The organism is Butyrivibrio sp. (genome assembly GCF_017940685.1).
Classification (GTDB): domain Bacteria; phylum Bacillota; class Clostridia; order Lachnospirales; family Lachnospiraceae; genus Butyrivibrio.
The window spans coordinates 1-12,039 of sequence record NZ_JAGAYD010000162.1 but is presented as its reverse complement, the minus strand read 5'-3'; the positions used below and the strand labels follow the sequence as shown (position 1 = coordinate 12,039).

Sequence of the window (12,039 nt, the reverse complement as noted above, 5' to 3'; positions counted from 1 at the left end):
TATCGACTGGAACACCAAAATAGAGAATGGTGAGCAGACAACTGTTGAAATAGAGCTTGATGAGGGCAAGATCGTTACCTGCGCACTGATCATCGTTCTTACAGTTAACTCTAAGGATTATATAGTTCTTTTGCCTCTGGACGAAAATGGCCAGAATAATGATGGCAATGTATGGTTCTATGAATTTATCTTAAGTAGTCCTGATGCTGAGCCAGAGCTTGGCAATATTGAAGATGATGCTGAATATGAGGCTGTTTCTGAAGCTTTTGACCTCTATTTAGATGATGTTGAATTTGACGAGCTTGTAGATCTTCCAGAAGAAGATTCAGAAGAGTGATCAAAAAGATCTTTTACCGGTCTTAAAAACCTTGAAGGCAGCATTGGATTTTCTTTGGTGCCTTTAATATATGACATTATCAGCGCCGTTTTTGCTCTTGTCATTGCCACATAGAGCATGCGGCGCTCTTCTTCTATCTGGACACTATTTATTGCACTTCTGCTTGGGATTATTCCCTCGTTTAAGTCAGGGAGCCATACATATTTAAATTCAAGCCCCTTAGATCCGTGCATAGTCAAAAGATTTACTCTTTTTGTGTTTTTATCTTTCACTTCCCTGCTTATTTTTATCTCTTTTTCATGCTCCAGGAATCTCCTAAGATCATCATATTCCAGGGATATTCTCTCAAGCTCATCAAGAGCTTTTTTACTTCCGGGAAAAACTTTATCAATCCCAACAGAATTCCTGATGTATTTAACAGCAAGCATCGGCCTTAGATGCTTTATCATGTTTATTGATGAAAAGAACTTTTTAACCTCCGACAGGCGTTTGTAGTTATCTGTGTAGTATCTGCATACATCCCTTTCATTTACTATTTCGTTTGGGGCAGTATCTCTTGAGATATATCGCATTGGCACATTGATTATCTTTAAATAATCTCCCCTTTTATGACCATTTATGGCAAAAGAGATATAACTAAGTAAAGTCTTAACTGCTTTATCGTCATAGATTGATAAGGTTTTGCTATCAAGATTAGTTGGTATGCCATATTCATTTAAAACACTCAAAAGAGACTGCGCTTCTTTGTTAGTCCTAAAAAGGATTGCCATATCATCAAGTTCTTCTAAATGTTTTTTCAAAAATACTGCAATTGCTTCCATCTGGCGTTTCCTTGACTCGTAGATCCGCGCATATACTCCGCCTTCACCGTTATCCTTCGATGCACTCAGCTTCTTTTTAAATCTCACATGATTTTCTTCTATGACACGTAAAGCTGCTGAGACTATCTTTCTTCCGCATCTATAGTTTGTATCAAGGTTTATCATTTTTGCGCCTTGATCTTTAAAGCTTTCCATAAAGTCCAGCATTATCTCTGGTCTTGAACCCCTAAAGCCATATATTGACTGGTCATCATCACCAACAGCAAACAGATTTTTCTCTTCTCCCAAAAGAAGCCTAACCACCTTGTACTGCATTGGATTTATGTCCTGATACTCATCTATCAGGATATACTTATATTTTTCCTGATAAAACTGCCGGACTTGCGGATTTTTGTCTAAAAGTTCATAGCATCTTACTATCATGTCGTCAAAATCTATTTGTCCAAACTCTCTAAGGCGCCTGTTATAATCATTAAATATTTCCGGAAACACCTTACTTAGACAGATATTTTCAAGGCATTCTGAAGGACTTAGATCAATGTTTTTGATCCTTGAAATCTCAGAAAGAATTCCATCTATCTGCTCAAGTCCATCATCATATTCGTCTTGTGATATCTTGGATGAGGCCTTTAGCAAAGACAGAATATCTCTTACTATCTCAGTTCTGAATTTGTTTGTTGCAATTTGAATATTGGAATCTTTAGAAGAATTATTTCTTATGATCTGATAAAAGACAGAATGAAAAGTTCCAAATGATACTTCAGGATAAGAACTATCCGTCAGTTTAAGAAATCTGATCTGCATTTCTATAGCAGCAGCTTTGGTAAAAGTAATTACCAGGATTTTCGAAGGATCAACGCCATTTTCAATAAGGCGCACAAGCCTTCTTACGATGACGAAGGTTTTGCCGCTCCCCGGCCCTGCAAGTATCATTGCAGGACCGTTAGCGTGCATAATAGCCTTCATCTGTGAGGCATTTATATTATTTTTCAAGTAATTCTATTCCTTTTTTGATTCTGGCTATTGTTTCGTCCTTGCCAAGGATTTCCATTGCTTCAGTTGCTCCGCATGGAGTCATCTCCTTGCCACATACAGCAATTCTTACTGGCCAGAGAACAAAGCCATTCTTAAACTCTTTCTCCTTGATGTATCCTGAAAGAAGCTCGTAGAGAGAGTCATTTGAATAATCATCATGGGCTTCAAGAAGTGGAAGAACCTCTTTAAGTACCATAAGTGATGACTCCTTGTCGGTCTTCATCTTCTTGTGGCAGTAAATGTCTGTGCTGTATTCAGGAAGGCTCTCAAAGAAATCAACCATTCCCGGAATATCAGGCCATATCTCAATTCTGGTCTTTACCATAGCAGCGATCTTTTCAAGATTAAGGTCCTTGGTGATGGCCTTTTTGAGGTATGGAAGAGCCTGCTCATAAAAGAGCTTGTCATCCATCTTCTTTAAGTACTCGCCGTTCATCCATTTAAGCTTGGTGTAGTCAAATACCGCAGGAGACTTGTTGATCCTCTTATAGTCGAACTTCTCAACAAGGTCCTGAAGGCTCATTATCTCAGTGTTGTCATCAGGAGACCATCCAAGGAGAGCTACAAAGTTTACAACTGCTTCAGGAACAAAGCCCTGCTCGATCAGATCTTCAAAGGATGAGTGTCCGCTTCTTTTTGAAAGCTTGTGGTGCTCCTCGTCTGTTATAAGTGGGCAGTGGATATACTTAGGAACTTCCCATCCAAAGGCATCATAAAGTCTGTTGTATTTTGGTGATGATGAAATATACTCATTACCACGAACAACATGTGTGATTCCCATAAGATGATCATCAACTACGTTAGCAAAGTTATAAGTTGGATAGCCGTCAGACTTGATAAGTATCATGTCATCAAGCTCTTTATTCTCAACACTTACATCTCCATAAAGCTCATCATGGAATGTAGTTGTTCCTTCTGTAGGATTATTCTGACGGATTACAAAAGGCTTACCTTCTGCGAGATTCTTTTCGATTTCTTCTTTGGAAAGATGCAGGCAGTGCTTATCATAAACACTTATCTCTTTTACCTCTCCGTCAACTTCTATCTTCTGTACAAGGGTCTTAAGCCTCTCCTCATCACAGAAGCAGTAATATGCCTGTCCCTTATCGATGAGCTCCTTTGCGTACTGCATGTAAATGCCAGCCTTCTGACGCTCACTCTGAACATAGGGGCCAACAGGGCCTCCGATGTCTGGGCCTTCATCATGAATAAGTCCAGTCTCTTTAAGTGTGTTATAGATGATCTCGGTAGCACCTTCTACGTAGCGCTCCTGATCAGTATCCTCGATACGAAGGATATAATCTCCACCTTCATGCTTGGAAATAAGGTAAGCATAAAGAGCTGTTCTCAAATTGCCTACATGCATACGACCTGTTGGACTTGGTGCGTATCTTGTACGAATCTTAACCATTTTTACTCCTCTAAATTAACTCATTATTTTGTGCCGGTAGAACCAAATCCGCCTCTGTCCTTGCCATCAAGATGGTCACACTCATCAAAGACTATTGTTGGCTGGTTCTCCATTATCCTAAACTGGCAAATACGGTCATTAAAGCTAATATGTGTATCTCTCATGGCTATTACAGGTACAAACCACTGATCATTGTCTCCGCAATATGAATGGTCAATAACTCCCATATGATTAGCCTGTATCACGCCGTAATTTTTAAAGGTTGAGCTTCTTGGAACTACATGTGCTTCATAGCCTTCCGGGATCTCCATAGCAACGCCAAGGGGAATCAGATGAAATTCTCCCTTTTTAAGATCTACATCCTCGGCACTTCTAAGATCGATCCAGTCTGATTTGCCATCAATATACTGGAGCTTTTCAAGTCTTTCATCAAAATACTTTATCTTAATTCTCTTTTCCATGCCTTAAGCCCTTCCTTTTTTTAGCCATCTATACATAATACCACAAAAATCAATTAATTGAAGTAACTTTGTAATCTTTATCTTCAACAGCTTTTTTAAGCGCATCCTCTGATACATCACCAGAAAGAGTTACTACAGCAGAGCCCTTTTCATGGCTTACATCAGCATTTTCTACACCTTCTATAGCCTCAAGAGCCTTCTTTACAGTCATTTCACAGTGTCCACACATCATTCCTTCGATCATCATTGTCTTTGTCATAATTTCTTTTTCCATCCTTTCATCTGTGTTTATATTATTGTTTATAATTTCGCCTGTAACAGGTTTTTTGATAACTTTATCCTTTGAGCTGTCGTGAATCTTTAAAAGATTAAGTCTAAGAGCATTTGTTACCACAAAAAAGCTCGATAAGCTCATGGCTGCTGCTCCAAACATAGGACTAAGTTCCCATCCAAAAAGTTTAATATAAGCTCCCGCTGCAAGAGGAATACCTATAATATTGTAAATAAATGCCCAGAACAGATTCTGATGTATGTTTCTAAGCGTTGCTCTTGAAAGCCTTATAGCTGCTGCAACATCAAGAAGGGAGTTCTTTAGAAGGACTACATCTGCTGCATCTATAGCAACATCCGTTCCAGCTCCGATAGCAATTCCTGTATCTGCTCTTGTAAGAGCTGGAGCGTCATTTATTCCATCCCCTACCATTGCAACTTTACCATATGAAGAGAGCTTTTTCACGATCTCTTCCTTACCATCAGGAAGAACTTCAGCAGCAATCTCATCAACGCCAGCCTGATCACCTATTGCTATAGCTGTTCTTGCATTATCTCCAGTGATCATGACAACATGGATTCCCATGTTTTTAAGTTCTTTTATAGCCTTGGCTGAATCCTCTTTTATAGTATCAGCTACAGCTATAATACCGATAAGCTTATTATTCCTGGCAAAACAAAGTGGTGTCTTGCCTTGAGAAGCAAGGGCAACAGCCTTTTCTCTTACTTCCGGCTGTACGCTGCAAATGCTGCTTATATATTTAAGGCTTGCGCCTACAACCTCCTGTCCAAGGTACTTTCCTCTAAGTCCATGTCCAGGGAGTACTTCAAAGTCAGTTATATCTTCATCATCTTCGTCGTAAGGATCTTCAGAATATACTCTAAGATCACCAACATAGTCCACAACAGCCTTAGCAAGTGGATGCTCACTCTTTTTTTCCAAGAGTCCTGCGATTTTAAGAAGTTCATTTTCAGAGCTGTTTATAAGTGAATATCCGCTTCTTGTGACAGAATCAGTGGTAAACACATCTGTTACTACAGGTTCTCCCTTAGTTATGGTACCGGTTTTATCAAGTGCCACAATCTGTGTCCTTCCGGCATTTTCAAGAGACGCTGCTGTTTTGAACATGATACCGTTTTTGGCACCAACACCATTACCCACCATGATAGCCACAGGTGTAGCAAGGCCAAGTGCGCAGGGACAGCTGATAACAAGAACTGCGATAGCTCTTGAGAGGGAATATCCAAATTCTTTAGTTATAAGAAACCAAATAATAAATGTTATAGCTGCTATTCCAATGACAGCTGGAACAAAAACACCAGAAACCTTATCTGCAATTTTGGCAATTGGTGCTTTTGTTGCTGATGCATCGCTTACCATCTGGATAATCTGGGAAAGTGTTGTATCTTTTCCAACTCTTGTGGCACGACATTTTATAAATCCGGAAGTATTGATAGTTGCTCCGGAAACAGTTGATCCTATAGTTTTATCAACTGGAATACTCTCTCCTGTAAGGGCAGACTCGTTGATGGCGCTGTTTCCTTCTATCACTATGCCATCAACCGGAACATTTTCTCCTGGTCTGACAACAAAGATATCTCCAACCTTGATATTCTCTATTGGAATCTCTTTTTCTTTTCCATACTCATCAATTATCACAGCTGTCTTAGGAGCAAGCTTCATAAGGCTCTTTATGGCATCTGTGGTCCTGCCTTTACTCATGGCTTCAAGCATCTTACCAACAGTAATAAGCGTTAGGATCATTGCTGCAGACTCAAAGTAGAAATGATCCATATAGCTCATGGCAAGGGAAGAATCCCCCTTTGATAATGCATCGGTCATAAGGAAAAGTGCTGCCATGCTGTAAACAAATGACGCCCCACTTCCTAAAGCAACTAAAGTATCCATATTGGGTGCTCCATGGACAAGACCCTTAAAACCACTTATGAAGAACTTTCTGTTTATGAACATGATGATGATGGCAAGAACCATCTGGATGATACCATGGGCTACGTGATTCCCTTCAAGAAAAGGTGGCAGCGGAAATCCAAACATCATGTGTCCCATAGAGAAATACATTAGAACTAAAAGAAATCCTATTGAATATATGAGTCTCTTTTTTAGAATAGGTGTTTCCTTATCCTTTAAAGCTTCCTCTTCCTCTGAAAAATCGTAGGATGAGGAGCTTTCCTTGTTATTATCGCCCATAAGTCTTGCGCCATAACCTGCATTTTCAACAGCTTTGATAATATCAGCATTATTGGCGCTGCCCTCAACGCTCATTGAGTTTGTAAGAAGATTAACGCTGCATGAATCCACGCCATCAAGTGATGAAACAGCCTTTTCAACCCTGGCCTGGCAGGCCGCGCAGCTCATTCCGGTTACAATATATTTATCCATAATACGTCCTTTTTGTTAGCTATAATTAACTCCGCTTTGTATATTATAACAAATCAAAATAAATTGCAAACAATCAAATCCACACTTGTATAATTTCAAAAAATAACCAAAACAAGGCAAAAATTGGGTGTAGCCTTTTAAAATAATAATGGTATTATAGATACGGAACAAATTTCATCACTTATAAAAGGAGCGAGTAAAAATGAAGTTATTTGTAGACACAGCCAATATTGAAGAGATCAGAAAAGCTAACGACATGGGCGTTATCTGCGGTGTTACTACCAACCCTTCTCTTATCGCTAAGGAAGGCAGAGACGTTTATGAGGTAGTAAAAGAGATTGCCTCTATTGTAGATGGTCCTATCAGCGGAGAAGTTAAGGCAACAACAACTGATGCTGAGGGTATGATCGCTGAAGGTAGAGAGATTGCCAAGCTTCACAAGAACATGGTTGTTAAGATCCCTATGACTATTGAAGGTCTTAAGGCCTGCAAGGTTCTTTCAAGCGAAGGCATCAAGGTTAACATGACACTTATCTTCACAGCTAACCAGGCTCTTCTTTGCGCAAGAGCAGGCGCTGCATTTGTTAGTCCTTTCCTTGGAAGACTTGATGATATCAGCGTTCGTGGAACAGATCTTATCTCTGAAGTTGCTGAGATTTTCAACATCCACAACATCCAGACAGAGATCATCGCTGCAAGTATCCGTAACCCTATGCATGTTACTGACTGTGCTCTTGCAGGTGCTGACATCGCAACAGTTCCTTACAAGGTAATCGAGCAGATGACTCATCATCCTCTTACAGATGCAGGTATTGAGAAGTTCCAGAAAGATTATCTTGCAGTATTTGGTGAATGATTAAACCATAGAAAATGCCCGGATCATTTGATCCGGGCATATTTTATTTAATGTTTGATGTATCAGGCTGTAACTTTCTTAAATGACTTCTTGCCCTTCTTGACCATAACACCATCTTTAAATGTATCTTTGGTATATGTGGCTTTAACATCTGTTACCTTCTCATCTGCAAAGGTTACGCCGCCCTGATCAACCGCTCTTCTGGCCTCACTTCTTGTTGCGCAAAGACCAGCAGATACAAGTACCTGAAGGATATCAACTACGCCGTCTCTAAAGTCCTCATCCTTAAGTGATACAGAAGGAACATTGTCCATGCTTCCACCACCAGCAAAAAGAGCTCTTGCGCCGTCCTGGGCTTTCTGTGCTTCCTCTTTTCCATGTACAAGGCTTGTAAGCTCGAAAGCAAGGATTTCTTTTTTCTCGTTAATGCGGGAGTCATCCCACTTCTCCATCTCCTGGATCTCTTCGATAGGAATAAATGTGAGCATCTTGATGCACTTATCAACATCAGCATCTCCCACATTTCTCCAGTACTGGTAGAAATCAAATGGTGATGTCTTGTTAGGATCAAGCCATACAGCGTTTCCTGCTGTCTTACCCATCTTATTTCCGTTGGAGTCTGTAAGAAGTGTAATTGTCATGGCGTGAGCGTCCTTACCAAGTTTTCTTCTGATAAGCTCTGTTCCTCCAAGCATGTTGGACCACTGGTCATCTCCGCCAAACTCCAGGTTACAGTTGTACTTCTGGAACATGTAGTAGAAGTCGTAGGACTGCATGATCATGTAGTTGAACTCAAGGAATGAAAGTCCCTTCTCCATACGCTGCTTGTAGCATTCAGCACGAAGCATGTTATTAACTGAAAAGCACGCTCCAACCTCACGTAAAAGCTCAATGTAGTTAAGATTCATGAGCCAGTCAGCGTTATTGACCATCATAGCCTTGCCTTCGCCAAAGTCGATGAATTTCTCCATCTGCTTTTTAAAGCACTCAGCATTGTGGTCGATGTCTTCTCTTGTAAGCATCTTTCGCATATCAGATCTTCCTGAAGGATCGCCGATCATGGTTGTTCCACCGCCAATAAGTGCGATGGGCTTGTTTCCGGCTTCCTGCAGTCTCTTCATAAGTGTAAGTGTCATGAAGTGACCAGCAGTAAGTGAATCTGCGGTACAGTCAAATCCAATGTAGAAAGTAGCCTTTCCGTTGTTTACCAGGTCTCTTATCTCTTCTTCATTGGTAACCTGAGCGATGAGACCTCTTGCTTTAAGTTCCTCAAAAATCTGCATAAATGCACCTCCTTAAACTTCTGCGAAGGAAATAAAAAAGTCCTCCGCAATCAAATGATTACGAAGGACGAATAAATCGTGATACCACCTTCATTCACACATTACTCACGCAATGTGCCTCAACAAGTACGATTTGAATGATAATACTCAAATGATACTCTCCTGATATAACGGTCAGTGCCCGTCAGGAACTACTTGCAATGTATTAAACGCTGTTTCATCCCTGCAGCTCACGGAGGTATTTCATCATCGCCCTTAACATACGCTTCTCACCAACCAGCTATTCTCTGTTGTCAGATTGCGATTTTTACTTATCCGGTCACAGCCTTTGATATGTATTTACTTTGAAATTTTAACATTCTAAAAATTTATGTCAAGTTATTTGTAGTATAAATAATTATTCTAAAAAAGTTTTGACCTATAGATTATTCTGTTGTATCATTACCTCAAAATAAGAAATGCAGAGTAGACGTTAGAGCGTTAAGTGCCCGGTGAACAGGGAGTTGTCATCAGGACGAAGGATTTTATCCGCGGTTTTAATGTCGCATCCCGCTGCTACATCGAACGAACTATGTACATCTCCGATGTGGTCACGAGAATACTGCAAAGGAGGTGCTTTTTTATGTCTAAAGAACAAACAATTTCCAGTAAATCAAAGCTATCATCACTATCAAGACTTAAAGAAACAAAGGTCCTTACATTTTGCGGAATGATGGGCGCCCTGGCTGTAGTCCTTGGCTACGTGGCAACTATCAAGATTGGCCAGTACATCAGGATCGGTTTTTCAGGTCTTCCAAACCAGGTTGTGGACTATCTCTTTGGTCCATGGATTGGAGCAATCTTTGGCGGAGCAATGGATGTTATCAAATGGTTTGCATCAGGAGACGGAAACTTCTTCCCTGGCTTTACCATCACTGCTATGCTGGGAGCTATTATTTACGGATTCTTCCTCTACAAAAAGCCCGTTAAGGTTCTTAATGTTGTTTTGTCTCAGCTTGTTGTTAAGATTGTCTGCAACATCATCCTTAACACCTTATGGCTTAACATGCTCTATGGACAGGCTGTTGCAGCAATTCTTCCAGGACGACTTCTTTCCAACGCGATCATGCTTCCAATCGACAGTTTTATCATGTATGTGATGCTTAACATCGTAAATAAGGTTATAAGACCTTACTTTGACTGATAATTTTACCAATAAAAAAATGTTTACCTCTTTGGATAATTTCCTTGAGGTAAACATTTTTATTTTTGCCATTTACCAGTCAACCTGGCTGTTTTCGTTCCTTCTCTCACGGACCATCAGTTCTTTGATACCATCTCCCACTGACTTTCCTTCAAAGAGGATTTCATTGACTCCCTGAACTATTGGCATATCAACTTCGTATTTCTGTGCAAGTTTAAGTGCTGCCTTGGCGCTGTAGACACCTTCTACAACCATCTTAACTTCGTCCATGGCCTCCTGATAGCTCTTTCCCTGGCCAATAAGTATTCCTGCTCTTCTGTTTCTTGAGTGCATGGACGCGCAGGTTACAACAAGATCTCCAATTCCTGAAAGTCCTGCGAAGGTCTCAAATTTGCCTCCCATAGCCATTCCAAGTCTTGATATCTCAGCAATTCCTCTGGTTATCAGCGCTGCCTTGGCATTGTCTCCAAGTCCGTAGCCATCAGCCATTCCGGCTGCAAGAGCTACGACGTTTTTAAGAGCTGCTCCTATTTCGATCCCCAGCATATCAGGGCTTATATAAACCCTGAAGGCCTCATTCATGAAGACGTTCTGAACCTCAACAGCAGTATCCCTGCTAAAGGCACCAACAACTATCGTGGTAGGCATGTTTTTTCCAACTTCTTCTGCATGGGAAGGTCCAGATAACACGCACACATTGGCTCCTGGAATCTCATCAAGGATAACATCGCTCATCACCATAAGAGTTGATTCTTCAATACCCTTCGTACAGTTAACTATGATCTGCTGACCATTATCTGTATCAACGAAAGGTGCCATGAGCCTTACTGTTTCTCTTACGCTTGATGAAGGTACAACTAAAACCAGTATATCTTTTCCTGAAACCGCTTCTTCCATGCTGCAGGTATATTTAACACTATCTGGCAGCTTCACACCTGGAAGTTTATCTTCATTGCCGTTATATGCACGAAGCTTATCTACCGAAGTCTGGCTTCTTGACCAGACTGTTACATCATGACCATTACCTGATAAAAGATATGCAAGAGCAATTCCCCAGCTGCCTGCACCAATTACGCCAATTTTCTTTTGCAATTCTTATCCTCCGGATCAGTCAACTTTATTCTTTTTGAAAATATAGGTCTTTCTCTCTTTTCCCTGAAGGAGCTTCTTAATATTTCCTCTGTGCTGGAAGTATGCCAGCGCTGTGAGAAGACCTAAGATAACATAAACTTCAATGAGGACCCCCTGTGGAACCGCACCAAATTTATCAAGGAAAAATCCACCCTGTCCACAGATGATAACCATTATGAAAAGAGCTGTGTAGTAGCAAAGACTACATACAGATACTATATGACAGATATTAAGTGGAAGGAAGAATGCTATAACTCCCATCAGAATAAAACTCCAGTGGAATACTATTCCAAGATGAATAGTGTACCCAGCAGTACATGCAATTCCCTTTCCACCCTTGAAGTGAAGATGAAGTGGGAAGTCATGTCCTAAAACTGCTCCTGCAGCTGTATATGTCATATACAGTATCTGAAGATTTGGTGTATTCTTACCAAACATAAAATAAGTAACAAGAATAGCTGCCATGCACTTAAGCATGTCCCCAAGAAGAACGATAAGTCCAGCCTTCGCTCCAAGAACTCTTAAGGTGTTGGTAGTTCCAGCGTTTCCACTTCCTACCTTCCTTATATCAACCCCTTTAAGTTTACCGTAAATTACCGCTGTCTGAAGATGTCCAAACACATAACCAATTAGTAAACAAACTACTCTTTCCATACTACTTGCCCTCTTTTCTCTCCCTGATGATAAATCTAAGTGGAGTGCCTATAAATCCAAAGGCCTCTCTTATCTGATTCTCAATATATCTGGTGTAGCTAAAGTGCATCAAGTTCTTGTCGTTTACAAAAATTACAAAAGTAGGCGGCTTAACCGAAGCCTGAGTTATATAGAACAGCTTAAGTATCTTACCCTT

10 protein-coding genes, 1 pseudogene, 1 riboswitch and 1 other annotated feature are annotated in these 12,039 nt (G+C 40.4%); of the genes and pseudogenes, 3 read left to right on the top strand and 8 right to left on the bottom strand.

The genetic code is table 11. The features are described from left to right. Position 1 precedes the first annotated feature (1 nt). Positions 2 to 337, top strand: coding sequence for a DUF1292 domain-containing protein (locus J6I68_RS10525; RefSeq protein ID WP_292220184.1), 336 nt, complete (start codon positions 2 to 4; stop codon positions 335 to 337). On the opposite strand, the gene J6I68_RS10520 is transcribed toward J6I68_RS10525, so the two are convergent. From J6I68_RS10520 to J6I68_RS10505, 4 genes are read right to left on the bottom strand one after another with little or no spacing between them, the layout of a single operon-like run. After that, positions 274 to 2,151 (bottom strand): ATP-dependent helicase, encoded by a 1,878-nt coding sequence (locus tag J6I68_RS10520; RefSeq protein ID WP_292220183.1) that lies wholly within the window; start codon positions 2,149 to 2,151, stop codon positions 274 to 276. The genes J6I68_RS10525 and J6I68_RS10520 overlap by 64 nt on opposite strands. Beyond that, positions 2,141 to 3,604 carry a glutamate--tRNA ligase gene (gltX, locus tag J6I68_RS10515; RefSeq protein ID WP_292220182.1) on the bottom strand — a complete coding sequence of 488 codons (1,464 nt, stop codon included), beginning with the start codon at positions 3,602 to 3,604 and terminating at the stop codon, positions 2,141 to 2,143. Before gltX ends, J6I68_RS10520 begins: the two co-directional genes overlap by 11 nt. Before the next feature lie 23 nt (positions 3,605 to 3,627). Beyond that, positions 3,628 to 4,065, bottom strand: a complete 438-nt coding sequence (locus J6I68_RS10510) for a dUTP diphosphatase (RefSeq protein ID WP_292220180.1) — start codon at positions 4,063 to 4,065, stop codon at positions 3,628 to 3,630. Positions 4,066 to 4,114: 49 nt separating this feature from the next. Beyond that, positions 4,115 to 6,736 (bottom strand): heavy metal translocating P-type ATPase, encoded by a 2,622-nt coding sequence (locus J6I68_RS10505; RefSeq protein WP_292220179.1) that lies wholly within the window; start codon positions 6,734 to 6,736, stop codon positions 4,115 to 4,117. Between the two features lie 202 nt (positions 6,737 to 6,938). Between J6I68_RS10505 and fsa the strand changes: the two genes are divergently transcribed. Further along, on the top strand, positions 6,939 to 7,592 hold the full coding sequence (fsa, locus tag J6I68_RS10500) for a fructose-6-phosphate aldolase (RefSeq protein WP_292204323.1): 654 nt from the start codon (positions 6,939 to 6,941) through the stop codon (positions 7,590 to 7,592). A 62-nt stretch (positions 7,593 to 7,654) separates the two neighbouring features. On the opposite strand, the gene tyrS is transcribed toward fsa, so the two are convergent. Beyond that, positions 7,655 to 8,875: a tyrosine--tRNA ligase gene (gene tyrS, locus J6I68_RS10495; RefSeq protein WP_292220178.1), complete on the bottom strand. Its 1,221-nt coding sequence runs from the start codon at positions 8,873 to 8,875 to the stop codon at positions 7,655 to 7,657. Positions 8,876 to 8,935: 60 nt separating this feature from the next. Next, positions 8,936 to 9,207 (bottom strand) — a binding site (T-box leader). A 127-nt stretch (positions 9,208 to 9,334) separates the two neighbouring features. Further along, a riboswitch (THF riboswitch) is annotated at positions 9,335 to 9,432 on the top strand. Between the two features lie 65 nt (positions 9,433 to 9,497). Here tyrS and J6I68_RS10490 point away from each other — a divergent pair. Continuing rightward, the gene (locus J6I68_RS10490) at positions 9,498 to 10,058 is read left to right on the top strand and encodes a folate family ECF transporter S component (RefSeq protein ID WP_292220176.1); all 561 of its coding nucleotides are present in this window, start codon (positions 9,498 to 9,500) and stop codon (positions 10,056 to 10,058) included. 72 nt (positions 10,059 to 10,130) lie between these two features. Here the strand turns inward: J6I68_RS10490 and J6I68_RS10485 are convergent, their stop codons facing one another. The 3 genes and pseudogenes from J6I68_RS10485 to J6I68_RS10475 form a co-directional block, all read right to left on the bottom strand. After that, on the bottom strand, positions 10,131 to 11,150 hold the full coding sequence (locus J6I68_RS10485; protein ID WP_292220174.1) for an NAD(P)H-dependent glycerol-3-phosphate dehydrogenase: 1,020 nt from the start codon (positions 11,148 to 11,150) through the stop codon (positions 10,131 to 10,133). Positions 11,151 to 11,165: 15 nt separating this feature from the next. Further along, the gene (locus J6I68_RS10480; RefSeq protein ID WP_292220173.1) at positions 11,166 to 11,843 is read right to left on the bottom strand and encodes a glycerol-3-phosphate acyltransferase; all 678 of its coding nucleotides are present in this window, start codon (positions 11,841 to 11,843) and stop codon (positions 11,166 to 11,168) included. A 1-nt stretch (position 11,844) separates the two neighbouring features. After that, positions 11,845 to 12,039, bottom strand: a pseudogene (locus J6I68_RS10475) (ribosome biogenesis GTPase Der); the annotation flags it as partial.

What these genes read in the sequence shown, in the direction of transcription:
- tyrS (WP_292220178.1), bottom strand. Translation starts at nt 8,875, where the DNA reads ATGCAGATTTTTGAGGAACTTAAAGCAAGAGGTCTCATCGCTCAGGTT.
- J6I68_RS10505 (WP_292220179.1), bottom strand. Translation starts at nt 6,736, where the DNA reads ATGGATAAATATATTGTAACCGGAATGAGCTGCGCGGCCTGCCAGGCC.
- fsa (WP_292204323.1), top strand. Translation starts at nt 6,939, where the DNA reads ATGAAGTTATTTGTAGACACAGCCAATATTGAAGAGATCAGAAAAGCT.
- J6I68_RS10490 (WP_292220176.1), top strand. Translation starts at nt 9,498, where the DNA reads ATGTCTAAAGAACAAACAATTTCCAGTAAATCAAAGCTATCATCACTA.
- gltX (WP_292220182.1), bottom strand. Translation starts at nt 3,604, where the DNA reads ATGGTTAAGATTCGTACAAGATACGCACCAAGTCCAACAGGTCGTATG.
- J6I68_RS10480 (WP_292220173.1), bottom strand. Translation starts at nt 11,843, where the DNA reads ATGGAAAGAGTAGTTTGTTTACTAATTGGTTATGTGTTTGGACATCTT.
- J6I68_RS10510 (WP_292220180.1), bottom strand. Translation starts at nt 4,065, where the DNA reads ATGGAAAAGAGAATTAAGATAAAGTATTTTGATGAAAGACTTGAAAAG.